Source organism: Kitasatospora sp. NPDC057904 (assembly GCF_042887925.1).
Taxonomy (GTDB): Bacteria; Actinomycetota; Actinomycetes; order Streptomycetales; family Streptomycetaceae; genus Kitasatospora.
Window position 1 is genome coordinate 386,428 of record NZ_JBHVOL010000001.1, and the last position, 26,988, is coordinate 413,415.

Annotated in this window: 28 protein-coding genes and 1 pseudogene; 13 read left to right on the plus strand and 16 right to left on the minus strand. The window is 73.7% G+C overall.

Annotated elements, in window-relative coordinates; translation table 11 throughout:
- Positions 1-49: 49 nt before the first annotated feature.
- On the minus strand, positions 50-850 hold the full coding sequence (locus ACFVSN_RS01900) for a polysaccharide deacetylase family protein (RefSeq protein WP_387953586.1): 801 nt from the start codon (positions 848-850) through the stop codon (positions 50-52).
- A 261-nt stretch (positions 851-1,111) separates the two neighbouring features.
- Here ACFVSN_RS01900 and ACFVSN_RS01905 point away from each other — a divergent pair, with 261 nt between their 5' ends.
- Positions 1,112-1,498 carry a hypothetical protein gene (locus ACFVSN_RS01905; protein WP_387592583.1) on the plus strand — a complete coding sequence of 129 codons (387 nt, stop codon included), beginning with the start codon at positions 1,112-1,114 and terminating at the stop codon, positions 1,496-1,498.
- Positions 1,499-1,816: 318 nt separating this feature from the next.
- Here ACFVSN_RS01905 and ACFVSN_RS01910 read toward each other — a convergent pair whose 3' ends face one another.
- The 8 genes from ACFVSN_RS01910 to ACFVSN_RS01945 form a co-directional block, all read right to left on the minus strand.
- Complete coding sequence (locus ACFVSN_RS01910; RefSeq protein ID WP_387592580.1) at positions 1,817-2,284, minus strand: phosphodiester glycosidase family protein; 468 nt, start codon at positions 2,282-2,284, stop codon at positions 1,817-1,819.
- 15 nt (positions 2,285-2,299) lie between these two features.
- A complete protein-coding gene (locus ACFVSN_RS01915) occupies positions 2,300-3,019 on the minus strand; it encodes a hypothetical protein (RefSeq protein ID WP_387592577.1) in 720 nt (239 codons plus the stop codon).
- A gap of 73 nt (positions 3,020-3,092) precedes the next feature.
- Positions 3,093-3,818 (minus strand): hypothetical protein, encoded by a 726-nt coding sequence (locus ACFVSN_RS01920; RefSeq protein ID WP_387592574.1) that lies wholly within the window; start codon positions 3,816-3,818, stop codon positions 3,093-3,095.
- Between the two features lie 49 nt (positions 3,819-3,867).
- The gene (locus tag ACFVSN_RS01925) at positions 3,868-4,965 is read right to left on the minus strand and encodes a hypothetical protein (protein ID WP_387592571.1); all 1,098 of its coding nucleotides are present in this window, start codon (positions 4,963-4,965) and stop codon (positions 3,868-3,870) included.
- Between the two features lie 138 nt (positions 4,966-5,103).
- Positions 5,104-5,583 carry a hypothetical protein gene (locus tag ACFVSN_RS01930; protein ID WP_380511573.1) on the minus strand — a complete coding sequence of 160 codons (480 nt, stop codon included), beginning with the start codon at positions 5,581-5,583 and terminating at the stop codon, positions 5,104-5,106.
- A 99-nt stretch (positions 5,584-5,682) separates the two neighbouring features.
- On the minus strand, positions 5,683-7,053 hold the full coding sequence (locus ACFVSN_RS01935) for an ATP-binding protein (RefSeq protein WP_387592568.1): 1,371 nt from the start codon (positions 7,051-7,053) through the stop codon (positions 5,683-5,685).
- Positions 7,053-7,751 carry a response regulator transcription factor gene (locus tag ACFVSN_RS01940; RefSeq protein ID WP_387592565.1) on the minus strand — a complete coding sequence of 233 codons (699 nt, stop codon included), beginning with the start codon at positions 7,749-7,751 and terminating at the stop codon, positions 7,053-7,055. Before ACFVSN_RS01940 ends, ACFVSN_RS01935 begins: the two co-directional genes overlap by 1 nt.
- A gap of 128 nt (positions 7,752-7,879) precedes the next feature.
- The gene (locus tag ACFVSN_RS01945; protein WP_387592562.1) at positions 7,880-8,575 is read right to left on the minus strand and encodes a ribonuclease H; all 696 of its coding nucleotides are present in this window, start codon (positions 8,573-8,575) and stop codon (positions 7,880-7,882) included.
- A gap of 134 nt (positions 8,576-8,709) precedes the next feature.
- Here ACFVSN_RS01945 and ACFVSN_RS01950 point away from each other — a divergent pair, with 134 nt between their 5' ends.
- Entirely contained in the window at positions 8,710-9,612 is a 903-nt protein-coding gene (locus ACFVSN_RS01950; protein ID WP_387592559.1) for a hypothetical protein, read from the plus strand.
- Between the two features lie 24 nt (positions 9,613-9,636).
- Here ACFVSN_RS01950 and ACFVSN_RS01955 read toward each other — a convergent pair whose 3' ends face one another.
- Positions 9,637-10,290, minus strand: a complete 654-nt coding sequence (locus ACFVSN_RS01955) for a hypothetical protein (protein ID WP_387592556.1) — start codon at positions 10,288-10,290, stop codon at positions 9,637-9,639.
- Positions 10,291-10,457: 167 nt separating this feature from the next.
- Here ACFVSN_RS01955 and ACFVSN_RS01960 point away from each other — a divergent pair, with 167 nt between their 5' ends.
- On the plus strand, positions 10,458-10,814 hold the full coding sequence (locus ACFVSN_RS01960) for a hypothetical protein (protein ID WP_387592553.1): 357 nt from the start codon (positions 10,458-10,460) through the stop codon (positions 10,812-10,814).
- A 14-nt stretch (positions 10,815-10,828) separates the two neighbouring features.
- On the opposite strand, the gene ACFVSN_RS01965 is transcribed toward ACFVSN_RS01960, so the two are convergent.
- The gene (locus tag ACFVSN_RS01965; protein WP_387592550.1) at positions 10,829-11,944 is read right to left on the minus strand and encodes an FAD-dependent oxidoreductase; all 1,116 of its coding nucleotides are present in this window, start codon (positions 11,942-11,944) and stop codon (positions 10,829-10,831) included.
- A 61-nt stretch (positions 11,945-12,005) separates the two neighbouring features.
- On the opposite strand from ACFVSN_RS01965, the gene ACFVSN_RS01970 reads away from it, so the two are divergent.
- Both ACFVSN_RS01970 and ACFVSN_RS01975 read left to right on the plus strand, forming a co-directional pair.
- Positions 12,006-12,458: a MarR family winged helix-turn-helix transcriptional regulator gene (locus ACFVSN_RS01970; RefSeq protein WP_387592547.1), complete on the plus strand. Its 453-nt coding sequence runs from the start codon at positions 12,006-12,008 to the stop codon at positions 12,456-12,458.
- A gap of 163 nt (positions 12,459-12,621) precedes the next feature.
- Positions 12,622-13,293 carry a VC0807 family protein gene (locus ACFVSN_RS01975; RefSeq protein WP_387592544.1) on the plus strand — a complete coding sequence of 224 codons (672 nt, stop codon included), beginning with the start codon at positions 12,622-12,624 and terminating at the stop codon, positions 13,291-13,293.
- Positions 13,294-13,474: 181 nt separating this feature from the next.
- On the opposite strand, the gene ACFVSN_RS01980 is transcribed toward ACFVSN_RS01975, so the two are convergent.
- Positions 13,475-16,717, minus strand: a complete 3,243-nt coding sequence (locus ACFVSN_RS01980) for a cytochrome P450 (RefSeq protein ID WP_387592541.1) — start codon at positions 16,715-16,717, stop codon at positions 13,475-13,477.
- 189 nt (positions 16,718-16,906) lie between these two features.
- Between ACFVSN_RS01980 and ACFVSN_RS01985 the strand changes: the two genes are divergently transcribed.
- Positions 16,907-17,560: a helix-turn-helix transcriptional regulator gene (locus ACFVSN_RS01985; protein WP_387592539.1), complete on the plus strand. Its 654-nt coding sequence runs from the start codon at positions 16,907-16,909 to the stop codon at positions 17,558-17,560.
- 21 nt (positions 17,561-17,581) lie between these two features.
- Here ACFVSN_RS01985 and ACFVSN_RS01990 read toward each other — a convergent pair whose 3' ends face one another.
- Complete coding sequence (locus ACFVSN_RS01990; protein ID WP_387592536.1) at positions 17,582-18,487, minus strand: alpha/beta hydrolase; 906 nt, start codon at positions 18,485-18,487, stop codon at positions 17,582-17,584.
- Positions 18,488-18,605: 118 nt separating this feature from the next.
- On the opposite strand from ACFVSN_RS01990, the gene ACFVSN_RS01995 reads away from it, so the two are divergent.
- A complete protein-coding gene (locus ACFVSN_RS01995; RefSeq protein WP_387592533.1) occupies positions 18,606-19,640 on the plus strand; it encodes a PucR family transcriptional regulator in 1,035 nt (344 codons plus the stop codon).
- A 41-nt stretch (positions 19,641-19,681) separates the two neighbouring features.
- On the opposite strand, the gene ACFVSN_RS02000 is transcribed toward ACFVSN_RS01995, so the two are convergent.
- A complete protein-coding gene (locus ACFVSN_RS02000) occupies positions 19,682-20,635 on the minus strand; it encodes a helix-turn-helix domain-containing protein (protein ID WP_387592530.1) in 954 nt (317 codons plus the stop codon).
- A 103-nt stretch (positions 20,636-20,738) separates the two neighbouring features.
- Between ACFVSN_RS02000 and ACFVSN_RS02005 the strand changes: the two genes are divergently transcribed.
- Together ACFVSN_RS02005 and ACFVSN_RS02010 are read left to right on the plus strand one after the other, a co-directional pair.
- Positions 20,739-21,767 (plus strand): saccharopine dehydrogenase family protein, encoded by a 1,029-nt coding sequence (locus ACFVSN_RS02005; RefSeq protein WP_387592527.1) that lies wholly within the window; start codon positions 20,739-20,741, stop codon positions 21,765-21,767.
- Between the two features lie 61 nt (positions 21,768-21,828).
- Positions 21,829-22,410, plus strand: a complete 582-nt coding sequence (locus ACFVSN_RS02010; protein WP_387953588.1) for a TetR/AcrR family transcriptional regulator — start codon at positions 21,829-21,831, stop codon at positions 22,408-22,410.
- Between the two features lie 11 nt (positions 22,411-22,421).
- Here ACFVSN_RS02010 and ACFVSN_RS02015 read toward each other — a convergent pair whose 3' ends face one another.
- Positions 22,422-23,201, minus strand: coding sequence for a class I SAM-dependent methyltransferase (locus ACFVSN_RS02015; protein ID WP_387592521.1), 780 nt, complete (start codon positions 23,199-23,201; stop codon positions 22,422-22,424).
- 113 nt (positions 23,202-23,314) lie between these two features.
- Between ACFVSN_RS02015 and ACFVSN_RS02020 the strand changes: the two are divergent.
- Together ACFVSN_RS02020 and ACFVSN_RS02025 are read left to right on the plus strand one after the other, a co-directional pair.
- Positions 23,315-23,572, plus strand: a pseudogene (locus ACFVSN_RS02020) (transposase); the annotation flags it as partial.
- A 278-nt stretch (positions 23,573-23,850) separates the two neighbouring features.
- On the plus strand, positions 23,851-24,336 hold the full coding sequence (locus ACFVSN_RS02025) for a hypothetical protein (protein WP_387592518.1): 486 nt from the start codon (positions 23,851-23,853) through the stop codon (positions 24,334-24,336).
- A gap of 529 nt (positions 24,337-24,865) precedes the next feature.
- Here ACFVSN_RS02025 and ACFVSN_RS02030 read toward each other — a convergent pair.
- The gene (locus ACFVSN_RS02030) at positions 24,866-25,204 is read right to left on the minus strand and encodes a hypothetical protein (RefSeq protein WP_387592516.1); all 339 of its coding nucleotides are present in this window, start codon (positions 25,202-25,204) and stop codon (positions 24,866-24,868) included.
- Between the two features lie 460 nt (positions 25,205-25,664).
- On the opposite strand from ACFVSN_RS02030, the gene ACFVSN_RS02035 reads away from it, so the two are divergent.
- Together ACFVSN_RS02035 and ACFVSN_RS02040 are read left to right on the plus strand one after the other, a co-directional pair.
- Positions 25,665-26,429, plus strand: coding sequence for a hypothetical protein (locus ACFVSN_RS02035; protein WP_387592513.1), 765 nt, complete (start codon positions 25,665-25,667; stop codon positions 26,427-26,429).
- Between the two features lie 8 nt (positions 26,430-26,437).
- Entirely contained in the window at positions 26,438-26,944 is a 507-nt protein-coding gene (locus ACFVSN_RS02040; protein WP_387592510.1) for a hypothetical protein, read from the plus strand.
- The last annotated feature ends 44 nt before the right edge of the window (positions 26,945-26,988 follow it).

Genomic DNA, 26,988 nt, shown 5'->3' on the forward strand with positions numbered 1-26,988 from the left:
CCGCCCGCTACCCCCGGTGGCCGTCAGCCGCTCCCCGCCGGACGGCGCGTCACGGAGTGGTCCGGACCGGGAAGCCGGTCGCGCGGCCCTGGGCCTTCAGCCAGGTGAGCACCTGGTCGAGGGCCTCGACGGTCTGCTGGCGGTCGCCGCCGCCGTCGTGGAACAGGAGGGTCGGACCGTTGCCGATCTCCTTCTTGACCGTGCCGACGATGGCGGCGGTGCCGGGCTTGTCGAAGTCCTTGGAGTCGATGTTCCAGCCGAGCGGACGCATGCCGTTCGCGGCGGCGATGCGCCGGCTGTCGGGAGTGAACGCACCGCCGGGGGCCCGGTAGTACAGCACCTGGGCACCGCCGCCGGCAGCGTCCTCGATCATCTTCTTCGCGTCCAGGATCTCCTTCTGCTGGTACGCGACGGGCTTCTTGTCCATGGAGGTGTCGTGGTCCACGGTGTGGTCGCACAGCCGGTGGCCTGCCGCGACCACCTCCTTGACCAGGTCGGGGTGGGCCTTGGCCTGCGGTCCGATCATGCAGAACGTCGCCTTCACGCCGTGCCGCTTGAGCACGTCGAGGACCTTCGGGGTCCACACGGGGTCGGGGCCGTCGTCGATGGTGATGTTGACGGCGTTGCCGCCCGCCTCGGAGGCGTGGGCTATGCCGTCGGATATCCCGCTCTGCTGCTGCGTACCGCCGTCGCCGCCCTGGGCGCTGCCGTCACTGTTGTGGCCGTCGGTGGTGGCGCCGCCGCCCTGCTCCCGGGCGACGTTCTGCTGAGGGGAGTGGAGCGACCCGGTCACCGTCGGAACCGCCCAGGCCGCCGCCACCACGGCGACGGCCCCTACCGCGAGGGTCACCCGCGACCGGTTGCCCATACTCCCCACGCGCGCCTTGATGTCCATCAACGACCACTCCCCCCGACTGCCGGTTGCAAGCTCTCCGATGACCATGACGTGAACCGGACCGGAAGAGGTTCCCGCAGTTCGACGCGCGTAGTGGGAATACGGACGGACAGGACGCGCAGGTCGCGGGCACCGGCAATCCGTTGGCCCCTGGCCGACCGGCCCGACTAGCCTGACCGGAACGGTGGACGGACGGTGGACGAACGGAGGCCGGTCATGGAGCGCAAGTCGCCTCAGCAGAAGAAGCTGCTGAGCTACCTCAAGGACGGACGCAACAACTACGGCGAGAACGACAAGAGTTCACGCAGGAACATCCGCAGGAACAAGCGGGCGGTCAACAGCGCCAACCGACGCCGTGAACACCTGGCCCTGGCCGCGTCCACCGGGGCCGACGCGACCGACGAAGCGGGTACGGACACGATCGATCGTGACCTGCACCGCCACCGCCCCAAGAGGTGGAGGAAGTCGCCCGACCTCCCCCTCGGCAAGGACGTGATCGGCGTACTGGAGTGGCGCGTCCACAAGGGCACCGACGCCGAGGAGCGCGCCCGGGCCCGCATCCGTCGAGTACGCGAACGCCTCGGCGAGGCCGAGCCCTCCTGAACGGACGCCGGCCCGGTCGACGGTCACGTCGGGCCCGGCGGTCCGTTGCTTGTGTGGGGGGATGCGAACGGACCGCCGGGGCGTGCGGGTCGGAAGGGGAGAACCGTCCGCACGGTGGGACCGGACGCGTTCGGGGCAGCCCCATCTTGCAAATCCCCGCACCCCCGCCGCAGACCCTCCAGCCGCGACGCGGGCCGCGTTCGGTCCCACGCCTCGGAGACCCCGTGCAGCCCGGCGGATAACACTTTTTTCTTCTACGACCTTTCTCGCCGCCGCCTACGTGTGTACCTCCTGCCCACGGCGGAGTGACCGGCCCGTTCACCGCACGAAGACTCCGATGCCGTTCGGGATCGGGCGCTCGCCGCCGTCCAACTGGTTGCGCACCGCGGGACGGCCGGTGGACGGGTCGCGGGTGACCATCGTGGCGGAGCTGCCGCCGTCCAGCTGGACCGCCGTGGTGGCGCCCAAGGCCTGGAGGGTGTCGGCCAGTTCGCGCATCGTCAGGCCCGGGGCGTCGTCGCTGCGGCCGTCCGTGGCGACCAGTAGCAGGGTGTGGCCGCCTCCGGTCAGGGCGGCTGCGGCGCGTGGTTCGCGCTGGCTCGCGTCCTGTCCGGTGAGCGGTCGGCCGTCGAGCAGGATCGGCGAGGCGCCGAGGGCCCAGCGCGGCGGGAGGCCGTCCTGGCCGGCCAGGCGGTAGTCGACCCGGACCCGGTCGCCCTCCCGCAGGCCGCGCAGGTGGCGGGCGCCGGCCTCGCGGCCGAGCAGGACCACCGCGTCGTCGGGCACCCGGCCGCTGCCCGGCTACGGCTGCTCGGAGACCACCCGGCCGTGCCGCACGGTCACCTCGAACGTCTCGCTGCTGCACGGCGCGGCGCGGTGGAGGTCCGTGCCGCAGACGGCGCGGGCGCGGGAGGTGTCACCCCACTCGGGGGTGAAGGCGCCGATGCCGTCCTCCGCGATGGCGTACTGGTTCAGGCCGCGCAGCGGGACCGTCCCCCGCGGGCTGTCCACCGTGCCGCGCAGGTGGAGACGCCCGAGCCGGAGGCGGCCGTCGAAGCCGCCCGCCAGGACGTCCTCGACCGTCCCGCCCGGCGGCAGCATCCAGCCGAAGCGCTGCGCGGTGGGTACGGCCCCCTTCAGCGGCCGGCCCTGCGCCACCTCCGGGCCGACCGGCGCGCCGGTGGCCGGGACGCCTGGGTGCTGTTCCTCGCTGATGTTGAAGAAGTCGCCGTTCACGGCCGCCACCGCGCCGCGCTCCCCGGCCAGCCGGGTGAGCGGCTCCCGCGCGGCCACCGCGCTTGGGTGCAGCAGGCCGACCGACACCCCCGGCCGGTCGAGGTCGACGGTCACCACGTGCAGCCAGGCGGGCCCACGGCCCGTCGGCACCTCCAGCAGGCGGTACGTCACGCCGCGCGCCACCCGGGACCCGTCGGGCGTCGCGGTGGCCGGACCGGCCGGCCCGATCACCAGCAGTGCGGCCAAGGCGAACGCCGGGGACCGCCCTCTCGTGCTTCGCTGCATGCCGGGCATGTCTACCTACCCGACGTTCGGATGCAGACCGGCACCGGCGGACTTTCGCCCGAAACGCGGAAGATCACCAACCGAGCGCGGCCGCCAGGGCCTTGGCCTGCTCCGCCGTGATGCCGAGGGCCAGCGGGACCCGGCGCGGGCTGTGGTCGGACGAGCAGACCGGGATCGGGCTGCCCTCGCGGACGCTCCACGTCGGCTGGTGGGCGCTTCCCGGGTCGCCCAGCAGGTGGCCGGCCAGTCCGTCCACCGCGTCGGCCGGGAACCCCACGTCGGCGAGTGCGTTCGCCACGACGCCCCGCGCCCCGGCCGGAGTGTCCGCGGCGCCGAGGGCCGGGAGCAGGAGCAGGAGGCGGCGGGCCGGGTCGGCCAGGCCGTCGGCGCCGTCCTGCGCGCTGCCGGCCAGCTTCACCAGCTCCGGCCAGGACAGGCCGGGGCCGGAGCCGTGCGGGCCGTCCTGGGCGAGGAAGCCGAGCCGGCCCCACGCGGGGTGGTGGACGAGGTAGTCGACGGTGCTCTCGTCCTCCCAGTTCTGCCAGACGACGTACGCCGAGTGCCCGCCGTCGAAGGGCACGCGCAGCGCGGTGCCGGGTGCCTCGGCGTCGCCGAGGCGCGCGATCATCGCCTCGTGGGCGTCCGCGTCGACGCCGTACTCCTCGGCCGTCTCGTCCTCCACGCCGAAGGAGATCACGAAGTGGGTGAACCAGAAGGCGAGGTCGCCGGCGAGGTGCTCCCCCGCGACGACCTCGTCCCCGTCGAGGAACTCGGCGATGGGCATGTGAGCGGCTGTCATGCGACGCAACATAGCGCGACCGGCCGACAGCCCCGCACCTGGGCGAGCCCTACTGCAGCGCGACGATCTGCAGGCTCGCCGTCGAGGCGACCGTCCCGCCGGCGTACAGCGTGTGCCCGTCCGGGCCGACCGCGAAGCCGTTGACGCGTTCCTCGTTGAGCGCCTGGGCCTCGCCCTGGGCGACCGTGTCGGTCGTCGTGTCGAGGACGTACACCGACGGGCCGGCGCCCTCGATGGTGTCGTCGACGACGTAGAGCCGCGTGCCGTCCGGACTCACCTGCGGGTAGCGGAAGTCGACGCTGGTGGTGGTGAGCGTGAAGCGGGCGGTGACGGTGTCCGTGGCCGGGTCGATCTCGTCGCCCGCGCCGCCGTTGGCGCCGTTGACGGCGAACAGGCGGGTGCCGTCCGGGCTGAAGGCCAGCTGCGAGTCGTGCCCCGCGGCGGTGCCCGGGACGACGCGCGTCACGGCGGGCGAGGCGCCGGTGAGGTCGAGGTGGACGACGCCCGCCTCGCTGCCGACGTACAGGTCGTGTCCGCCGGGGCGGACGACCACGTTGCCGGGGATCGAGGCGGGGTACTCGACGGCCGACGTGAACGCCCGCTGCGCGGTGGCGAAGGAGAGCACGCGGCCGTTCCCGAGGTGGCCGACCGTCTGCGCGCCGGACTGCGACACGTACAGGGCGGCCCCGTCCGGGCTCAGCGCGATCCCGGCGGGCCAGCCGACACTCCCGCCGGACGGGCGCGGCTGGTCGGGGAGCACGGTCGTGCCGAGCAGGGACATCGACCGGACGTCGATCACGCTCAGGGTGAGGTAGTCGAGCACGTACAGCCTGGACCCGTCCGCGCTGAGCGCGGTGAACACCATCCAGCGGTTTGGCCCGAGCGCGAGCCCGCCGGCGGTGGCGCCGGTGCGGGTGTCGACGGTCTTCAGGACGAGGCCGCCCTGCGCGGTCGCGGTCACGACGTACGCGGTGGCGCCGTCCGGGCTCACCACCGGGGCGGCCACCTCGTTGCCGACCGCGATCACCGCCTCCGCTCCGGACACCGGCCCGGCCGCCTCCGCGGCGCCGCTCGTCAGCGCCAGGACCGCTCCGGCGGCGGCCAGTGCGACGCAGGTGCGCGCCACGGCCAAGGCCTTGATGGACATGGGTCCCCCCTCCTCGGCACCGCACGGTGCGGTGCGGTGCGGTGGGCAGACTAACGGGGGCGGCTGACCAGGGCATGACCGCACGCGCCTGCGGCCCGGAGTGCCGACGACTTTCGGACAGACGGAAGGGCTCGACGATCAGCCCCTGCACCGGTGGCACTGGTCCGAACGGTCGTGCGCCGCGGCCCACATGACGACCAGGCAGAACGCGCCGCCGGTGCCGAGGAGCCCGGGTACGAGCAGTTCCGCCCAGCCGAGGGTGTCGGTGCCCATCACCTGGCCGGGGTCGGCCGGGTCGTAGACCACGGCGACCGTGCCGCCGACCCCACCGCTGACGTTCCTCGTCCAGATGTCGGCCGGGGCACGCGGGGCCGGGGCGAAGTGGATCAGGTAGCCGGTGGAGCGCTTCTCCGTGCGCATCTCGGCGATGGTGGCGGTGGTGTGCACGCCGTGCCGTTCGAGGGAGACGTACTGCCGTTCCATCCGCACGACGGAGGCCAGCATGCCGACGCCCAGCACGGCCGTGAGGCCGATCGTCCACCACGTGCCGTGGCTCCGCCGCTGCCACCACCGCAGGCGTCGCCGGTGCACCCGCTGCCTCGGTGTCCTCCCCCGCATGCCGGTGATCATCCCACGTGGGCGCGGGGCGGCGGGAGGGCTCGGAGTGGGAAGTCGGCGTGATCGACTTCCCACTCCGAGGCCGTTCCGGCACCCGTATCAGCGGCCCCAGGAGCACCCTTCCCGCGAGGGTCGCGGCACCTTCACTCCGTACGGCTTCACTCCGTACGGCGGCAGCTCGAAGCCGACCTCCGCCCCGCCCTCGGCGGACGTCCCCGCGAAGACCGTGCCCCCGTCGGCGGCGACGAGGTCGTGCACGATCGCGAGGCCCAGCCCCGATCCCGGCGCGGACTGCTGGCCCGCTCCCCGGTAGAAGCGGTCGAACACGGCGTCCCGCTCCCCCGGGTCGATCCCCGGCCCCCGGTCGCGCACGGCGAGCCGCCGCCCGTCGATCCGTACCTCGATCGGGCTGCCGTCCGGACTGAACTTGACGGCGTTGCCGATCAGGTTGTCGACGCAGCGCTGGACGGCCCGCGGCCGGGCCAGCACCGGCACGGGCTCCGGACCGGCGGCGGTCACGGTGATCGCGCGCCCCGTCCGCTGCCGGTGGCGCTGGGCGCTCTCCTCCGCCGTCTCGGCCAGGTCGACGGCCGCCGGCTCCTCCTCGGTGTGCGCGTCGGTGGCGAGCTCGACGAGCTCGCGGACGAGGTCGTCGAGGGCGACGGTCTCGGTCACCAGCGTGCCGAGGATCTGCTCCTCGTCCTTCGGGTCGAGCCGGCCCCGCGCCCGCTGCAGCAGCTCGGCGCAGCCCCGGACGGAGGTGAGCGGGGTGCGCAGCTCGTGGCTGGCGTCCTGGACGAGGCGCTGCTGCTGCTCGCGCGAGCGGCGCAGGGCGCCGACCATCGCCTCGAACGCGCGGGTCAGCCGGCCGACCTCGTCGCGCCCGGCGGGCGGGAGCGCGGTGGTGAGGTCGCGGGTGGTGGTGATGTGTTCGGCGGCGCGCGCCAGGCGGCGGACAGGGCCGAGGATGCGGCTGAGGATGAGCCAGCTGAGCAGCGCCGACAGGGCGGTGGCTGCGGCGGTGGTCCAGGTGATCCGGGCCAGGAACTCGTGGTCGACGCGCTCGACGTCCGCGTAGGCCTGCCCGACCATCAGCGCTCCGCCGCCCGGCCGGGCCTTGGTGAGGAGGCCGTACGACGTCCCGTCGACGGTGACGTCCTCCTCGTGGGTGCCCTGCCCGCTCCTGGCCACGTCCAGCGCTCCCGGCGGGACGGGCAGCGGCGCACGGCCGGCCGTCAGCAACTCGACCGTCCCGTCGGCGAGGACGAGCTGTTCGGTGGTGTCGGGCCGCGGGTCCGGGCGGCGCGAGGCGTCGAGGATGACGGCGACGGCGTCGGCCCGGTCGTTGAGGCTACGGTCGAACTGGTCGGCGACGAGGTCCCGGACGCCTCGGTAGGAGGCGGTGACGGACACCCCGATCGCGAACAGGGCGGCGGCGATGACGACGGCGGTGATCCGCGCGCGCAGCATCAGGCGGACCGCAGGGTGTAGCCGACGTTGCGGACGGTGTGGATCACCCGGGGCTCGCCGCCCTCCTCCGTCTTGCGGCGCAGGTAGCCGATGTAGACGTCCAGGGAGCGCGAGTCGGTGTCGAAGTCGTAGCCCCAGATGCGCTCGTAGATCTGCGGGCGGGTGAGCACCGACCCCTGGTTGCGCAGCAGGAGTTCGAGCAGGTCGAACTCGGTCTTGGTGAGGTCGAGCGGACGGTCCCCGCGCTGTGCCCGGCGGGCGGCGGCGTCGAGGGCGATCCCGTCGAAGAGCAGCGGGCCGGTCTCGTCGAGGGGTGCGGCGCGGCGCAGCAGCGCGCGTATGCGGGCGAGGAGTTCCTCGACGGCGAAGGGCTTGGCGAGGTAGTCGTCGGCGCCCGCGTCCAGCCCGGCGACGCGGTCGCCGAGCTGGTGGCGGGCGGTGAGGACGAGGACGGGCAGCCGGTCGCCGCGGCGGCGCAGCATGCGGCACAGGGCGAGGCCGTCGAGGCGGGGCATGACGACGTCCACCACCGCGAGGTCCGGGCGCCGCCGGTCGAGGAGTTCGAAGGCCTCCTGGCCGTCCGCGGTCGTCAGGACCTCGTAGCCCTCGAAGCGGAGCAGCTGGTCGAGGGTGTTGCGCACGCCCGGGTCGTCCTCGACGACGAGGACGGTGCGGCGGGCTGCGGTGGCGTCTGTCATGGTGTCATCTTCGCTGGTGGCGGGGGTGGTCCCGGGATCCGGGTGGCCTGCCGCCAGCGTGCCCGTGGCACGTCGGCCGTTCGTAAGGGAAACGGCAGAGGCGTGTAAGAAGTCCGCTCGGCGTGCCCTCAGGCGTGGGCCGCCGCGCACTCCGGGTGGCCCCAGCTGCTGCCGACCTTGGTGATCTTGTCGCCCTTGGCGTACGGGCGGGTGCAGGGGCAGGTGCCGGGGTAGCGGGCGGCGAGGGTCCGGGCGGTGCCCGAGGAGGAGGTCTTCTTGGCGGCGGTCTTCGTGGCCTTGGAGGCGGTCTTCGCCGGGCGCGCGGACGCCGTGACCGGGTCCGGCACCGGGAGGTCGGCGGCCGTGCCGGCGGCGCCCTGCTGGGTGCGGGCGGCGTCGCTGGCGGCCTTGTCGGCGATGGCGTTCAGCGGGTCGCCGTCCACCTGGTGGGCGGGGACGTACACGAAGGCGACGTCCCGGCCCGCGAGCAGCGCGTCGATCTCCTGGATCAGCTCGCGGTTGGCGACCGGCTTCCCGGCGGCCGTCTTCCAGCCGTTGCGCTTCCAGCCGACGAGCCACTTGGTGACCGCGTCCCGGGTGTAGGTGCTGTCGAGGCGCACCTCCAGCGGGGCGGCGGCGTCGGTCGAGGCGAGGAGCTCGCGCAGGGCCGTCAGCTCGCCGATGTTGTTGGTGCTGTGCCCGAGCGCGCCGGACTGCCAGCGCTGCGGCGCCCCGGCGGCGTCCGCGACGACGTACGCCCAGCCCGCCGGGCCGGGGTTCCCCTTGGCAGCTCCGTCACAGGCTGCGATGACTCGTTCGTGCATGCCTCCGATCATGCCAGGGTCGGGCGGGCCTCCCGACCACGCGTTCAGGTCGCGCATTTTGTGTGATCCCGGGCCCCGCCGGGGGTCTCCTGTTCGAGAAGACCGAAAACGCCTGCGCCCCGAAGGACCCGCCGATGACCGCTGCCGCCGCCCGTCCGTTCTCCCGAGGCTGGCTGCTCGCGTCCTGCGTGCCGACGCTGCTCGTGCTCGGCATGGCCTTCTCCGTCCCGCGGAGCCCGCAGCCCGCCGCGGCAGCGGCCGCGCCCGCGATGGCCGACGGAATGGCCGGGATGCCGGGGATGACCGGCACGGCACCGGCTCCGGCCGCCGCGCAGGCCGCCGCGCCCGCCCGCGGCCTCGCCTCGGAGCAGGACGGGTACCGGCTCGCGCTGGAGACCACCGCCGCGCCCGTCCGCTTCACGATCACCGGGCCCGACGGCGCGCCGGTCACCGACCTCACCGTCCACCAGACGAAGCGGCTGCACTTCTACGCGATCCGCACCGACCTCACCGGCTTCCAGCACCTCCACCCGGAGCAGGCCCCGGACGGCAGTTGGACCGCCGACCTCGCACCCCTCGCCCCGGGCAGCTGGCGCCTGTACGCCGACTTCATCCCGAACACCGGCCCCCACAGCCCGGAGTACGTCCTCAGCCGCACCGTGACCGTCCCCGGCGAGGCCGCCCCCGTCCCGCTGCCCGCCCCCGCCGAGCGCACGACCGTGGACGGCTACACCGTCACGCTCCACGCCCAGCCCATGGCCGGGGCCTACCAGTTGACCGCGTCCTTCGAGAAGGACGGCCGCCCGGTCACCGACCTCCAGCCCTACCTGGACAGCTACGCCCACCTCAGCGCCTTCCACGAGGGCGACCAGGCCCTCGCCCACCTCCACCCCGCGAACGCCGTGACCGGCGACAACGGCGGCCCGACGCTGACCTTCCAGGCCATGCTCCCCGAGCCGGGCGACTGGCGCGTCTTCCTCCAGTTCCAGACCGCGGGCCAGGTCCACACCGCCGAGCTCACCCTGCGGGTCGCTTAATCGATGTGGCCGGGCAACCGGTGGTCACATGTTCGCCACCGAGTACCCGATCCTGCGGGCGCGGGCAGCACTCGCCTCCAAGTCCAGCGCAGGCTCAAGCGCCGCGACCACCCGGCGCGTCAGCGGGCTGCCCGCCAGGATCGCGGCAACGGCATCGCGATCGACGGGTCGTCCGTGGTAGTCCTCGGCGTCCCTGCCGACGGCCTCCGCACTGCCGTCCGCGAGCACCCCGAACAGCCAACCCGCTCCGTCGGACTCGCCCTCGGCGAACACCACCGGCCCGCACTGCCACGCGGAGGCTCCGGCCTCGCGCCATGCGCACACCGTCGCCTCGAAGAACCCGTCGGACTGCAGCTCCGGATCTGCCGGGTAGTGCGCCAACCCTGCCGGAAGGTCGTCCAGCAACCCGGGCCAATGGGCCCGGGGCCGCTCCCGCGAGGCATCGCTCTCGTAGCCGAAGCCGTAGAGGAGGACCCCGGCCGGATCGAAGACGATCCCGTACAGATCGCCGGAGCCGTCCTCCATCGTGGCCAGGTCCACCCCTGGGCGCCAGTTCGACCGATAGTCATATCTCGGAGAGATTTCGGCGAGCATGAAGTCAAGCAGCGCCAGCGCCCGACAGCGGGCCCGCAGGACGTCCGGCTCGGCCAACCTGGGCACCAATTCGTGAACGTTCATGACGAGCATTGAACAGGACCCCACCCGACAGACCGTCAGCCGGATCCCCTCGGCACCGTCACCGCAGCGGCCCTCGTCATCCGGCTTCGCACATGATCGACCGGACAGCTCCCGGCCGCGCCCGAATTCGGTCGAGCCGGGCCCCGTCGTCCGAGTAGCCTCGCCCTGTGGTGGATGACGAGCAGTACGTCCGGTACCGGGAAGACGCGAAGCTGCTGGCAGCGATCGGGGAGCGCGTCGGCGCCCAGGTCGGCCGGGTCACGGTGCGGCTGCCCGGGGCCGTGGCCCGGGCCGCGGTGGACGCCTGGGAGCGCGACGAGACGGGTGACCTCGGCGAGGAGACCCGCGAGCAGTACGAGTTGCGGGCCCAGGCCGGTGACCTGGCACTGATCGGCCTTGAGATCTCCGAGCGCGGCCGCCGGGAGGGCGAGGAGGTCGTCGTCGACCTGCTGGTCTCCTTGGCGGGAGCGTCCGTCCTGAGTCACATCGAGGCCGCGGGGCCGGCCTACCGGCCGCCGGAGTAACCGGGGGCGGCCTGCTACGAGAAGTCGCCGGCCTGGCGCCGGGTCGACCTCTCGACGGCCGCGAAACCGTGGTCGAGCATCTCCGCCTCGTACGCCCGCACGGCGTCGAGCAGCGGCGCACCGGAGACGAGCCGCGACGCGAGCAGTCCGGCCTCGTGGATCGCGACTCCCGCACTGACCCCCGCCGGGGCCATCGGGTGGGCCGCGTCGCCGACCAGCGTCACCGGCACCGTCGGCCACGGCGCCGGACGCTCGGCGACCAGGATGCTCGCGGGCACGACGTACCGGACGTCGCCGAGTCCGACCAGCGCGCCCAGGGACGGGTGCCAGTCGGCGATGGTCCGCTCGGCGAGTGCCAGCAGCTCGGCCGCACCGAGCCCGTCGACGTCCGGCCCGTAGCGGGCGGCGGGCGCGACCATGCCCCACATGACGTACTCCTCACCCGCCGGGAGCCCGAAGTCGGCCGGGTCGCGCCGGAACTGCTGGGCGGCCAGGGCGAGGCGGCGGCCGTCCGCGCCGACCACCCCGAGGAAGCCGTCGAGGGCCTGCCGCGGCGTCAGCGCCCGTACCTCGTCCGTCATCGGCGTGCGCCCGTAGATGAGTCGGCTGTCCTGCACGGCCACCGAGAAGTCCGGCAACAGCTGCCGCCGGACAGCGGAGTTGGCGCCGTCCGTGGCCACCAGCAGGTCGCCCTCGGCGGTCGAGCCGTCGGTCAGGTGGACGCGGACACTGCCGTCGTCGAGCAGTTCGTAGCGGGAGAATCCGGCGCCGAAGCGGGTCGAGTCCGCGAGGTCCCGCAGCATGATCCGCCGCAGGGTGAGCCGGTCGACGGTGAGGCCCGCGGAGTCCGGCGGGATCGGGACCTCGGCGAAGTCCCGCAGGTCGGGTCCGACCATGCTGACGCCACCCGTCGCCGCGCAGGCCGTGGCGACGGCCTGCGCATAGGCCTCGGCGGGCAGCCACGTGCGCAGCGCAGCGCCCCCGTCGCCACTGATGTGGATCCGGTAGCCCTGCGAGCGGGCGTCGATGGCGGCGTCCCGCTCGAAGAGCCGCACCTCGTGACCGTGCCGGCGGAGACCGTGGGCGAGGCACGGGCCCGCCAGGCCCGCGCCGATGATCAGAACACGCATGCTGCGCCTCCGAGTTGAGATCGTCTCAGATGAGACCGTCTCGGACGCTAGCATCACCCCCATGGAACCTCAACCCTCCGCCCCGGCCGCCCTCGGACTGCTGATGTACCGCGCCCACCAGCTCGCCCGCGCCAGGGCCAATCAGGCAGCCGGGCCCAGCGGCATAGAGCTGCAGCACGCCGGCGTCCTCACCGCCGTCCGCGAGGGCCGGGCCCGCAGCCAGCGCGAGCTGGGCACGGCGCTCGGCATCGACAAGTCGACCCTGGTGCGGATCGTCGACGACCTGGAGAACCGCGGCCTGCTGCTCCGCCGGCGCACCCCGAACGACCGCCGCACCTACGAGATCCTGATCACCGAGGAGGGCGAGCGCCGCCTGGCGGAAGCGTCGGCGCTGTTCAGCGACGCGATGGCCGGCCTCCTGGAGGTCTTCACCCCCGAGCAGCAGCGGCAACTGCACGAGCTGCTGGCCCGGTTCGTCACCCAGAGCGACCGGCCGACGCCCAGCGCTCCTTGAGCGCCCGGACGCGACCCCGGGTTTCGCCGTCGTCCGGCACGGAAGTAGTTAGCTGTGCAGGTGACAGGCGGCAGTCGAGCCGGGCAGCGATCGCCGCACGGAGGACGTCATGACCGGACGCCCGCCGCACGGAGGACGTCATGACCACACGCAACGAGCCGCGGTGACGACCCCCGGGGCGCCGCCGCGGCCGAGCGGCCGGCGCGTGCTGCTCGGTGTCGTCCGGGACATCGCGGTCCCGATCGCGCTGTACTACGGCCTGCGCGCCGCCGGCGTGAGCGTCTTCGTCGCGCTGCTGGCCGGCGCCTTCCTGCCGGCGCTCACCACGGCGGTGCAGTGGCTGCGCACCCGCAGCCTGGAGGGCATGGCGGGCTTCGTCGCCGGGACCATGCTGCTCGGCGTCGCGGCCGCGCTGGTCAGTGGCAGCCCCCGGTTCCTGCTGGCCAAGGACGGCTGGCTGACCGGCGTGGCCGGGTTCTGGTTCCTGATCTCGATCAGGGCCAGGCGCCCGCTGCTCTTCCACGGCGGCCGCCCCCTGCTGGAGGGGAGGTTCCGCTCCGACGGCACCTCCTGGGACGTGCTGTGGGAGCGCGAGCCGGCCTTCCGCCGGATCTGGCGGGTCTCGACGGCGATCTGGGGCGTGGCGATGCTGCTCGACGCCGCCGTGCGGGTCGTGATGGCCTACACCCTGCCGGTGGACCTGGTACCCGGCCTCGGCGCGCTGCTCTGGCCGGTCATGCTGCTGCTGTTGCAGGTGGTGAACGGCGTCTACTACGAGGTGGCCGGGCTCTGGCGGCTGACCTCCGGTACGGCCGCGCGCGCGGCGGACGGCTGAGCACCGTCCCCGCAGGAGGAGCCCCGGCCACTGACTCGCGTGTGAAGGTTCGGGAGCGGGAAGTCGACTCGGCCGACTTCCCGCTCCCGAACTCCGCGGCGCTCCCGAACTCCGCCGCGCTCCCGAACTCCGGGGCGCTCCCGAACTCCGGGGCGCTCCCGAACTCCGGGGCGCTCCGGGCTCAGCGTGCCGCGTACACGTCCTGGACGTAGCGGCCGGCGTCGATCAGGGACTGCAGCCAGGCCTCCGCCTGCTCCTCGTCGGCGCCGCCCGGCGTGTGGCTCCGGTAGAGGGCGCGGAAGGCTTCCCGGACGCCGGGGGCCATGCGGGCGCCGTCGCCGCACACGTAGACCTCGGCCCCGGCCGCGAGGAGCTGCCACACCTCGTCGGCCTCCGCCGCGATGCGGTCCTGGACGAAGCGCCGGCCGTCCTCGGGGGCCTCGCTGAAGGCCGGGCGCAGGCTGACGGCGCCGGCCCGTTCGGCGGTTTCCAGCTCGGTGCGGTGGAGGTAGTCGGCGTCGGGCAGGTCGCAGCCGAAGTAGAGCAGCGCCGGGGCGAGTCCGGCCCCGGCGGCCACGTCGCGGTGGCGGTCGGCGACCGCGCCGCGGAACGGGGCGAGGCCCGTCCCGGCGGCGATCATGATGACCGGGGTGGCGCCGTGGCCGATCCGGAACGCCTCCCGGCAGGGCTGGACGCGGGCCAGGACGGTGTCCCCGACGGCGACGCGGGCGAGGTGGCCGGAGCCGGTGCCCCGGAAGGTGCCGCGGCCGGAGCGGGCCGGGGCGCTCAGCACGGAGACCATGAGGTCGACGTGGGCCGGGTCCTGGCCCGGGGACGAGGAGATCGAGTAGTGGCGCGGCCGGATCGGCGGGAGCAGCTCCAGCAGCACCGGCCAGGTGAGGGCCTCGCGCAGGGCCGGATTGTCCTCGACGAGGTCGACGAGCGTGCGCGGGTCGTCGTCGGGCAGGGCGCGCAGCACGGCGGCCTCGGGCGGGCACGGGTTGAGGCCGGCCAGCACCAGGCGCTGCTCGGCGGTCGGCCGGTCCTGCAACTCGACGTGGTGGGTGAGCAGTTCGCGCACAGTCAGCGGGCGGTCGACGGCGAGGCCGGTGCGCCGGTGGGCGACGATGGACAGCACGATGTCGAGGTCCGCGCCGAGCACCTTGGCCGCGCGCTCGACCAGCGCCGGGTCGTTCTGCGGCAGCACGGTGAGGTGGTCGGCCGTGCGGTACTCGACGCCGTCCGGCAGGGCGAGCCGCACGAGGCGCTTGACCCGGGGGTAGGCGGGGTCGGTCAGCCCGGCGACCCCGGTGACGGTGAGCTCCGTCATCCCGTGCCGCGCGGCGAGGGCGTCCAGCGGGCCGCCGACGACCTCGGTCACGGTGAACGCGGCCTCCGGCAGCCCGGCGGCGGGGGCGTCCGCGTCGCCGTACTTCTCCAGCAGCAGGCCTCGCAGCGCCGTCGCGAAGGCCCGCACGCCGCCGGCGAGGTCGCCCGAGGCGTCGGCCTCGCCGGCGGGCAGCAGCCGGGTGCCGCCGAGGGCGGCGAGGCGCTCGTCGATGAGGGTGGGGATGCGCTGGTAGGTGGCGGCGTACGTCCGGTCGCCGATGCCGAGCACCGCGTACTCGACGCCGTCGGCGACCGCGCCCTCGGCCTCCTGGAGCCCGCGGACGAAGCGCGCCGCGTCGTCCGTCGGCTGCCCGTTGTACGAGGCGGCGGTGATCACCACGGGACGGCCGGCGGGCAGCCCGTCCGCGTAGGCGTCCAGCGGGGCGACCTCGGTCTCGCAGCCGAGCTCCCCCGCGGCCTCGGCCAGCTGCCGGGTGAAGTCGCGCGAGGCGCCGTAGTTGGAACCGTGCAGGAACAGCACCGCCGTGCCCTGGCGGACGCGGCCGGGCAGTTCGGCGGCGCGCACCGGGGCCTGCGCCACCGCCGGGGGCCTGGGCGTGCGCGGGGCGAGGGCGAGCGTGAACCCGTCCGGCTTGATGGTGAGCATCTGCTTGATCGTCAGCCGGTAGTCGGCGTGGTCGATCAGCCGGTAGCGGTGCACCAGCATGCCGAGCAGCATCGTGGCCTCGTGCAGCGCGAACTGCCGCCCGATGCAGGCGCGTTCGCCGGTGCCGAAGGGCTTGAAGGCGTGCGGGGAGCGGGCCTCCTCCAGCTCGGGGTCGAAGCGGGAGGGGTCGAACAGCTCGGGGTTATCACCCCAGGCCGGGTCGCGGTGCAGCATCGGCGTCGCCACCGTGACCGTCTCCCCGGCGCGCAGCGGGATCCGGCCGCCGATGACGGTGTCCTCGCGGGCCTCGCGGCTGAACGCGGGGGCCGTCGGCCACAGCCGCAGGGCCTCGTTGAGCACCTGGCGGGTGTAGCGCAGGCGCCCGACGTCCTCGTAGGACGGCTCGGGGTCGGCCTGGTCGCCCCACAGGGCGTCCACCTCGCGCTGGACCTCCCGCAGCACCGCCGGGTGCTTGGCGAGGTAGTACATCGCGAAGGACAGCGCGCCCGAGGTGGTCTCGTGGCCGGCGATCAGGAAGGTGATCACCTGGTTGCGGATGTTCTCGGCGTCCAGTCTGCTGCCGTCACCGGGGTGGACGGCGCCGAGCATCAGACCGAGCAGGTCCTCGGCGTCGGCCGCCTGAGTGCCCCCGGCGGCCCCGGCGGCCTCCACGCGAGCGGCTATCACCTCGTCCACCACCCGGGCGAGGTACGCGGCGTCCTCCCGAAACGCCGCGTCGCGCTCGGTGTGGTCGAGCTCGGGGTCGCGCGACAGCGCGGCCATCGCCCACTCCAGGCACTGCACCATCGCCTCGACGAACGGGTGCGGCTCGTCGCGCTCGAAGGAGCCGAAGTCGAAGCCGAAGCCGGCCAGGCCGATGGTGTCCAGGGTCATCCTGGTCATGTCGCCGGGCACGTCCACCGGCTGCCCGGCGGCCGTCGCACCGTCCCACGCCTCGATCAGGCGGCGCGCGACCCGGAGCATCACGGGGTGGTAGGTGCGCATCGAGCCGAGCGCGAAGGCGGGCATCAGGATGTCGTGCGCGCGGGCCCAGTTGGGCTCGTCGTTGTAGGCGGTGAACAGGCCGTCGCCGGTGAACTCGCGGACGTTCACCAGGCCCGGGCCCACGGACTTCGTGAAGCGCTCCTCGTCGGCCAGCTCCTCGACCAGGTCCAGGCCGCTGACCATCAGCAGGTCCCGCCCGTGCACGCGCTGGACGTAGGCCGGGCCGTGCTCCCGGATCAGCTCCATCACGCGCAGGGTCGGCGCGGCGATCGGCGGCAGCGCCGAGATGTCGACGAGCGGGACGGCCCCCGCGGCGGCCGAGGGGAGGTGCGCCACCGCGGCCTTCGGGGTCTCCGAGAGCCGGGCGGGCTCCGGGCGCTCGGCCCGGGGTGCGGGCAGGCTCTCGGGCAGGGTGTCGGTCATGCGTGATTCACCTTCCGTTTTCCGTGACACGGGTTTCGTGACGGGAGTCGGGCCGACGATCGGGGCGACGTCTTCCACTCTGCGCCCGGCACCCGCCGTACCGGGCGCCGCCGACTACATGATTGTGTAGTACCCGGTGGCACCCGACTCTTGCCCACGTGACGTCAGATCTGCTGAAGGAGGCACCTCGTGTACCCCAGCGACAGCGCGATCGTCTGGCGCAACCGCACGCTGCGCCTGCTCGACCACGTGCCGGTGCCGATCGCCGTGTGCGAGTACGCGGGCCGGATCCTCATCGTCAACCGCGCGATGGCCGCCGAGTTCGGCCTGCTCACCGGGCAGCTGCACCACCGCAAGATCCTGGAGTTCTTCACCCTCCAGGGCAGCGCCGCCGAAACCCTCCCGGCACTCGCCGAGGCTGTCCACAAGCACCGGCGCTCCCAGTACAGCGTCGAGGTGTCGTGGACGGCCGGCGACGGCTCGGAGCGGCACGGCATCATGGACGTCGCCCTCGTGAGCGACACCCCCGACCAGACGCCGAACCTGCTGCTCTCGCTGCGCGTCCTCGCCGACCTGCCCGCCGAGCCGCCGCCCGAGGTGTCCGAGACCGCCGTGCCGCGCACCGAGGTGAGCCCCACGGAGGCCCGGATCCTGGCGGCCGCCGCGAGGGGCGCGACGACCGCCCAGATCGCCCGGGAAATCGGCCTCACGAGGGACGGCGTCAACTACCACCTGACCCGCCTCTCCCGCCGCTGGCACGTCCCCAACCGCACGGCGCTCGTCGCCCGCGCCTACGCGTACGGCGTCCTGGCGCCCGACGCGTGGCCGCCGGAGCCCGCCTGAACCCGCGCTCGGAAACGGCCGCTACGCCAGCGCCCGCCGCAGCACCGCGCCGAGCTCGGCGATCTGCCGCTGCGACACCTCCGCCGACAGCAGCGCCTGCGAGCCGTGGAACGTCCCGGCCCACTGGTGCAGCTCGACCGGCACGCCCGCCCGGAGGAGGCGCAGCGCGTACTCGATGCCCTCGTCGCGGTTCGGGCAGAACTCCGCGGTGGCGAGGTGGACGGGCGGCAGGCCGCTCAGGTCCTCGGCGCGCGCCGGGGCCGCGTACGCGGTGGCGGGTGCGCCGCCCAGGTAGTGCCGCCAGGCCGCGCCGATCTTCTCGCGGGTCATCCACGGCGTGTCCGTGAAGGTGCGGGCCGACCAGCTCTCCTGCCGGTCGTCGACGCCGGGCTGGTTGAGCAGTTGGAAGCGGATCGCCGGCCCCTTCCGGTCGCGCGCCAGCAGGGAGACGGCGGCCGCGAGGGTGGCGCCGGCGCTGTGGCCGCCGATCGCGATGCGCTCGGGGTCGATGCCGAGTTCGGCCGCGTTCCCGGCGGCCCAGAGGAGGACGGCGTAGACGTCGTCCAGCGCCGCGGGGTACGGGTGCTCGGGCGCCAGGCGGTAGCCCACCGAGATGACCACGGCGCCGGAGTCGGCGGCGATCCGGGCGGCCCACGGGTGCTCGGTGTCCAGGCCCCCCATGACGAACCCGCCGCCGTGCAGCCAGATGACGGCGCCGCGCGCCGCCCGGGGCCGGTACACGCGCACCGGGACGCCGGGGCCCGTCTTCGGGTCGGCGGGCACCGTGCGGTCCTCGATCACCATGCCAGGGACGTCGGCGGCGGGGACGCCGCCGGCCAGCGCGGCCAGGCTCTCCCGGGCGGATGCCGGGTCGTTCAGGTCGAGGTCGGGGAAGAAGGGGACGAATGCTTCGAGTTCGGGATCCATGCCGACCATCGTCCCGGCCGCCGCCCGCCCGGTCCGCCGCCAACCGTCGTGCGTTCCGCCGGGATCACGCACCGATCGGCGCGCCCGCGCTCCCCCACGTCCGCCTATCCTCGGGTCCATGGAGGCACTGGCGGTACGGATGTCGCAACTGGGCTCGGACGTCGAGGCCGCCGTGCGCGTCGTCATGTTCTACGACACCCTGATGCGCCGCCGCGTCGACCTGCCCGCCCTCGCCCGCGCCTCCGCGAACCTCGCCGAGTGCCCGGCCGGGATCCGCCTCACCGGCACCGGCCGGACGATCCGCATGGCCCCCGACGGCCGCGAGGCGCCCGGGCCGCCCGCCGTCACCACGTCCGCGCCGATCACCCTCGACGAGGAGGAGATCGGCACCGTCTGGCTCGAACGCCCCACCCCCGCGGGCCTCCTGGACGAGCTCCTCCTCGACCGCCTCGCCATCGCCGTCGCCACCGCCGTCGAACGCTACGGCCCCGCCCGCACCACCATGGCCGACCCCGCGCTCGTCGAACTCGTCATCGGCGCCGACACCGACGAGGCCGCCCGCGCCCGGGCGCTGCGCCTGCTCGGCTTCGCCGCCGACCTGCCGGTGCGCGCCGTCGCCGTGCGCACGCCGCACCCCCTCGACCGGATCGGCACCCTCCTGTGCCCCGACCGGCCGGTGAAGGCGGCCCAACTCGCCGACGCGGGGGTCGTCCTGGCCACCACCGTCGACGCGTCCCGCCTCCCGCCCGACGTCCGCGCGGGCATCGGCGCCGCCGGGACACCGGCCCGGTCCTGGCACGAGGCCCGCACCGCGCTGCGCTTCACCACCGCGCGTCAACCCGTCGTCCACCACGCCGATCTGGGCGCCGTGGCCCTCCTCGCCCACCTGCCGGAGGACGCCGTCCGGGCCGATCCCGACGTGGCCGCGATCGCCCGCATCGCGGCGTGCGACCCGGACGCCCTGGACACGCTGGACGCCTACTGCACCACCGGCTCCCTGCGCCGCGCCGCCGCCGTCCTCCACCTGCACCACACCAGCGTGGCGCGCCGCCTGGACCAGCTCGGCAAGGCGCTCGGCCTCGAACTCACCGAACCCGCGGGCCTGTTGCGCGCCGGGCTCGCGCTCACCGCGTGGCGGCTGCTCAGTGGCTGACCGTGCAGCGGCGGCTCAGCGGCTGACCGTGCAGCGGCGGCTCAGCGGCTGACCGCGGCGCGCAGCCGGAACGTCCGCCGGTAGGCGTCCGGCGGCACGCCCACCGTGCGGTTGAAGTGCCGGCGCAGCGTGGTGCCGGTGCCCATGCCGGTGGCGGCGGCGATGGCGTCGACGCTGTCCTCGGTGGTCTCCAGCAACTCCTGGGCGTGGCGGATCCGTTGGGTCAGCAGCCACTGGAGCGGACTGGTGCCGGTGACGGACCGGAAGTGCCGTCCCAGGTGGCGCGAGCTCATGTTGGCCCGGCGGGCCAGGTCCTCGACGGTCAGCGGCTGGTCCAGCCGCTCGATCACCCACGGGAGGAGGTCGGCGAGCGGGTGGTTCCCGGGCGCGGGCACCGGGGTGGGCACGAACTGCGCCTGGCCGCCGTCCCGGTGGGGCGGCACGACGAGGAGGCGAGCGAGGGCGTTGGCGACGGACGAGCCGTGGTCGAGCCGGACGAGGTGCAGGCACAGGTCCATCGCGGCGGCCTTGCCGGCGGAGGTGAGCACGCTCCCGTTGTCGACGTAGAGGACGTCCGGGTCGACCTGCACCTCGGGGTAGCGCGCGGCGAGGACGCGGGTGTGTGCCCAGTGCGTCGTCGCCCGCAGACCGTCCAGCAGCCCGGCGGCGGCGAGGACGAAGGCGCCCGTGCAGAGGGAGACCACGCGCGCGCCGTTGTCGTGGGCCGCGCGCACGGCGTCGACGAGCTCCCGGGGCGGCTCCTCGTCGACGTCCGCCCAGCCCGGGACGACCACGGTGTCCGCGTACGGGAGCCGGTCGAGCCCGTGGTCTGGCTGGACGCGGAACCGCCCGACCTGCGCGGCCCCCGGCCCGCAGAGCTCCAGGCGGTACCAGGAATCGGCCTGCCCGCTCATGTCGGCCCCGAAGACTTCGCAGGCCAGCCCCAGTTCGAAGTGCAGCATGCCGTCCGTGACGGCCAGCGCGACGGTCCCCATGTCCGGAAGTGTACGGGTCCTGTCGTTCCGGACACTGTCGGGGGGTGTCCGCCCCCGGCAGGATGAACGCGTCGGATCAAGGAACGAGCACGGGGGAACCCCAATGTCGAACACCACCGTCACCGTCTACGGCGCCTACGGCCACACCGGCCGCTTCGTCGTCGCCCACCTGCGCGAGCGCGGCTTCACCCCCGTCCTCTCCGGCCGCGACGCCGCCAAGCTGCACGCCCTGGCCGACGGGACCGGCCTCGACGTCCGCCCGGCCTCCGTCGACGACCCGGCCGCCCTCGACGCCGCCCTGGCCGGCGCCGCCGCCGTCATCAACTGCGCCGGCCCGTTCGCCTCGACCACCGCCCCCGTCATCGAGGCCGCCCTGCGCGCCGGGATCCCGTACGTCGACGTGGCCGCCGAACTGGAGGCCAACCTCGACACGTTCGCCGACTTCGCCGACCGCGCCCGCACCGCCGGCGCCACCGTCCTGCCCGCGATGGCCTTCTACGGCGGCCTCGGCGACCTCCTCGCCACCGCCGCGATGGCCGACTGGACCGACGCCGACGAGGCCCACGTCGCCTACGCCCTCAGCAGCTGGCACCCCACCGCCGGCACCCGCCTCTCCAGCGCCGTCTCCCGCGAGCGGCGCGGCAGCGGCGGCCGGCTCGTCTACACGAAGGGCGCCATCGAGCGCCGCCACGACGCCCCGGCGACCACCGACTGGACCTTCCCCGACCCGACCGGCACGCGCGCCGTCGTCGCCGAGTTCACGATGGCCGACGTCATCACGATCCCGAGCCACCTGCGGATCCCCGAGGTCCGCACCTACATGACGGTCGAGGCCGCGACGCAGGTCGTCGCCCCCGACACCCCGGCCCCGGCCCCGGTCGACGCGGACGGCCGCTCGGCACAGACCTTCGTCGTCGACGTCGTGGTCCGCAAGGGCACCGCCGAGCGCCGCGCCGTCGCCACCGGCCGGGACATCTATGCGGTGACGGCCCCGCTCGCGGTGGAGGCGGTCGCCCGGCTCCTGAACGGCGAGGCCCGCACCACCGGCGTGGCCTCGGCCGGCGAGCTCTTCGACGCCCCCGCGTTCCTGCGCGCCCTGGCCCCGCACATCACGGTCGACCTGGCGGTCTGAGGGCTCGGGAGCGGCAGCGCTCTGCCCACGACAGAATGTCTAGCGTTGCTACAATGGCGACATGTCCGCCATCAGCGAGCGCCGCGAGCGCGAGCGCGCCCAGCGCCACCAACTGATCATCACGGCCGCGCGCGAGCTCGCCGAGACCGAGGGCTGGGAGGCCGTGACGACACGGCGGCTGGCCGAACGCGTCGAGTACAGCCAGCCGGTGCTGTACAGCCACTTCAACGGCAAGGACGCGATCGTCGGCGCCGTCGCCCTGGACACGTTCGCCGAACTCGCCGCCCACCTGCACCGCGCCCGGCAGGACGCCGCCCCCGGCCCCGGGCAGGCCCTGCGCGCCGTCGGCGGCGCCTACCTGGACTTCTCGGTCCAGCGGCCTGCCCTCTACCAGGCGATGTTCATCCTGCCCACCGACCTGAAGTTCGCGAGCGCCGAGACGCCGGCCCCGATGCGGGCCTGCTTCGAGGAGTTCGTCGCCTGCTTCCCGCCGGAGAACGAGCGCCGCGAGCTGTTCGCCGAGGTCGCCTGGAGCGCGCTGCACGGCATGGCCGTCCTCTCGGAGAGCGGCCGCATCCCCTCCGGCTGGCAGGAGGAGCGGCTCGACCTCCTCGTGACCCGGTTCGCGGGGACGACACCGTAGGGGCCTCGGGGTCACACCCGCCGGACGCGGAGCACCCCGGTCAGCATGGGCAGGGTGAACTCGCCCTCGGCGGTCTCCGGCCGACCGGCGAGGAAGGCGCGGATCCGGCCCAGCGCCGCCTCCCGCTCCCCCTCCGGCATGACGAGCACCCCGGCGCGCGTCGCGAGGGTCTCGACCAGCGAGCCGGCGGTCCGGCGCTGCCCGTGCGCGAACTCGGCCTGCTCCGGCGAGCCGAAGCAGGCGGCCCCGCCGTTCTTCGGAAGGTGCAGCCCGGCCGTCACCGCGCGCCAGCTGTCGGGGGTGTCCCGGGGGCCGACCGCCGCACTCCCGGCAACCTGCGCGAGCCCGGCCACCCACGCGACCCGGTCGTCCAGGAGGTTCCACAGGCCGGCCAGAACGCCGCCCGGCGCGAGGACCCGGGAGACCTCAGGACCCGCGACGGCCATGTCGAACCAGTGCATCGCGTTGCCCGCGACCACGGCGTCCACGGCACCGTCCGACAACGGGATCGCCTCGGCACTACCCACCAGGGCCCGGACGTCCGGCAGCGCACGGCGCAGCTCGGCCAGCATCCCCGGGTCGGGCTCGACCGCCGTGACGTCGGCCCCCAGCGCCACCAGCGCGGCCGTCAGCTTGCCCGTCCCGGCCCCGAGGTCCAGCACGCGCAGGCCGGGCGCGAGCTCCAGCGCCCAACCCACCGCGGCCTGCGCGTAGTCCGGACGGTGCTCGGCGTACGCGACCGCGGCGACGCCGAACGACGAGGCGTGACGTGACTGTTCATCAGGATCCATGCGGTCACGCTAGCCTCGCGACCGGCGGAAGGACACCCCTGCACATCACGGTGGAGCGGCCCGCGGCAGCCCCCTGAACGACGCGCATGCAGATGATTAATGCGAGAACAACCGGCATGAAGCGGTACACCGCCGAGCACGACTGGCTCACCGTTTTCCAGCTGCCCTCGTATGCACCGGACCTCAACCCGGTCGAAGGCCTCTGGTCGCTTCTGCGACGCGGCCCGATGGCGAACACCGCCTTCACCGACGCCGATCACCTCGCCCACACCCTCCGCCGCGGGCTCCGACATATCCAGCTCCGGTCCACCCTCATCGAGGGATGTCTGACGGGCACCGGCCTGTCACTCACCTCACCGACCTCACCTTGAAAACCTCAGTAGACAGCCCGGATCTGCTGCTCTGGTCGGCTCCGGGTCGGGGACGGCGGTCACGGGGAGACCGGTAGCTGTGTTGCGTGCTGCCCGTCCGGTCGCGCCCCCGACAGAATGCGTCAGGGCGGGCGCCGCTGTGTTCGATGCGGGGCGCCTGGGAGCGTCGGAACGGAAGCCGACAGCCGTGTCGGGGCCGATGGTGAGTCGGGGCTGTTCGGCGGTCGTCGGCTGATAATCCGTTTGGACGGGCGCCGGGTGGGTGCTACCAATTCCAGGTGACTGTGTTCGTGTGTGCGGCCTGCGATCGTCCGATCGCGGGGCCATTGACCAAGCTGCCTGAGGTGCCCGCGCGTCCGATGGATCAAGGGTTTCCCAAGGCAGACGGATCACGTCGAGCTACTCCCACCCTGCGGCTCGGCTTCTTCGCCCTGGAACCCGAGCCGTGGGGCGCCCCGCTCGTGCCCTCCGACGAGTGTCGAGAGGTCTTCGGCGGCGGGCCCTGCCTCGGCGACCCGGACAGCGACGGGTTCCTGGTGTCCGCAGGCCCCCGGAACACCGTGGTCCTGCACCCGGAGGACGCACCGGGGCTCCAGCCGCATCCTGACTGGAAGCATTCCGGGGGGTGCTGCGGCCTCAACGGCCAGAGCGGTATGAACCAACTGTGCCCCTGCGGTGTGGAGGTGGGCACGCTGATCAGCGAGTGCAACACTGCCTATGAGCTGCACCTGGACCCTAGCCGGGTGCGCTCGGCCACAGTCTGAGCCGACGAGCTGCTGCCCGGTGACTGCCGCCCTGGCCTTGGTGCTCGGGCAGTCGGCGTGCCTTCGTCAGCCGGTCACCTGGGCCACCAGAGGCTTGTTGTCGGATCCGCTTGCGTGTTCTCCCCGCGTGCCGACCCGGAGACGGGCCGGTCCCGTTGATCCATGCGGGTTGTCGGGGGCTTGTCTTCAGGTGGCAGCCACGGCGGCCTGGCGCTTGGCGGTGGTGCCGGCAAGGCGGAACGACTGGGTTCCGGTCTCGATGATGTGGGCCTCGAAGGTGGGCCGGTCGACGATCGCCCGGCAGAACCGCTCGTCGGTGAAGGTCTCGTCGCTGCCTCCGACGCTCCGGTGCGTCTCCTAGAGGTCGGCCAGGTACAGGAAGGTAGGCATGGCCTCACCGCAGCCGCCGGAGCGGACAGCCTGCTCACTCGTTGTCCAAGGGGCCCGCCTCCAGGCGGCTGCCGGGCGGAGACGACGCTCGTCCGTCCCTCCGCTGGAGGGGCGAGACGAGTCCCGGATCGTGCACGGGTCAGCTGAGGATGACCAGCAGCGCCATGGTCTCCGCAACGATCTGGGCGGCGAGCGCCACCCGTCGCACGCGCGCGGCGGGTGCGACCAGGGCGACGAGGAACGCCACTGCGGCGAGTCCGGCTCCCCAGCCGATCAGCCAAGCCGGCAGCAGTCCCTCACCGCACTGTTCCCCGTATGCGATGCAGAGCGACGCCCGTTCGGAGCTCAGGGCCAGCAGATTGGCCGCCAGGATCGCCGGCACGAAAAGGATGGCGGACAGAACAGCCCGGCGCCGGGTGCGGTCCCTCCCCGGGGACGGCCGGCTGGCGGTTGTCTCGGCAGGGAGCGTCGCGTTCATGCCCCCATCCAAGGCGGACCAACGAGCCCGGCGCAGCCGCCCGGATACTCAGATCGCGAGTGCGCACCTACTCAGTCGGCAGGCCCGGCCGCCTCGGAGACGACCTGACGGCCGGTAAGGTCGCCCGTGCTGCCGCCCGAACCGCCCCAGAAAGGCGGGTCCCTCCTGGTCGTGATGCCCAGCGGCCCCCGACCGGGTCGGGAGCGTGCCGCCACAGGGCCGTCCGATCCTCCTGTCCGGCACCGACGAAACCCGGCGGGATGCGCAGACCCGGGCGGCATGGCATGGGCGTGAGACACCCACGGACACTCCCGGCTCCTCCAGCCCTCGGACTTGTTCGCCGACGGAGAATTCGAAGGCGCACAGACCTGTCCCGCGGACAGAATGGGTCGTACCCGCAGGTGGTGCGGTTGTACGCGAAGAGGAAGCAGGAGAGATCTTGGCGCGGCCCGTCATCCGCATGGCATTGCTGCTACCGGCGCTGATCGCCCTCACCGCCGGGTGCTCGGCCGCGCCGTCAAGGTCGGCCGCAACTGGGAGCACTGCTACCGTCGGCGTCCCCGCAGCACCGTCGTCCTCTGCCGCAACCGTCGGTCCCGCACCCGCGTGGCGTGCCCTCGGGCCGCTGTCCGGCGACCAGCTGACGGATGTTCTGCTGACGGCCGCGGACCTGCCGCCGAACAGCACCACGGAGCCCGCCAAGGAGGCGACACCCGCCGCCGGGCCGGACCCGATGGCCGACGCGGCGCAGCGGTACCCGGCGTGTGCTCCGGTCCTCACTGCCATGTCCGAGCGGCCCGGAGCCTCTGCTCGGCGCTGGTATGTCACCGGGAACAACGTCCTCGGCAACCGGACGCTGGTGGACGTCGGCGGCTTCACGGGCGGCCGGTCGAAGGAGCGCTTCGAGGCGCTGAAGGCCGCCGTCTACGGGGGCGGTTGCACCGATGTCCGCGTGGACGACGGCCGTGGCGGCTCGGTGGACCTGCGAGTCGAGCCGGTTCCCTCCGACACGCCGGAGGTGCCGGCCGTCGGCTTCCGCGTCCTGACACCCACCGCTGCGGTGGCCTCCTCCGGAGGGTTCACCCGCGTCTACCTCTACGCGGCCGTCGGCGACAACCGCATCCTCTTCTTCACCGGTGACGACACCGTGCACAAGCCCGCCTTGCGCACCGACCTGGTGACCGCCCAGATCCACCGCCTCACCGCAGCCGCGACGGGCGGCTGAGCGGCATCGTGCGGTCTCCCGAGATCGATCGGCTCAGGCGGTCCGGATCCGACACCGGCCATGCCGAGTTCGCCGAACGCATGGTGAGGGCTCTGAACGACGGCCTGTCGTCTCTTGAGGAACTGCCGCGGGACGACGGGTTCTGGCGTGGGTGGGCGAACGGTCGTGTGACGGCCCACAAGCTGCAGGCCTACGCCGGCGAGCGGTTGGACCGTGATCCCGGGGATCGGGTGGCCCGTTGGGCACTGGTGGCGCTGGCGCTCGCTCGCGGAGCCAGCGATGGAGGCCTCTCGTTCCTCGGGCCGGGGGTCGCCGGCGATCCGGCGGCCGTCGCGGATGCCCTGGTGATCGCGGACTGGGTCGGTCCGGAGATCGGACTGGATCTCACCCGCGAGCTGCGCGTGGTGTTCGGATGGGCTGATCGGCAAGCGCTGGAGGAGCTGGCGCGAACCGGTGACGGGCAGGCGGCACGGACTGCGTTGCGAGTCCTGGACGGGGGTTCCCTCCCGGTCTGAGACTCTGTCGGAGGCGGGATGTGGTGATCACTCTGGCGTGCGTG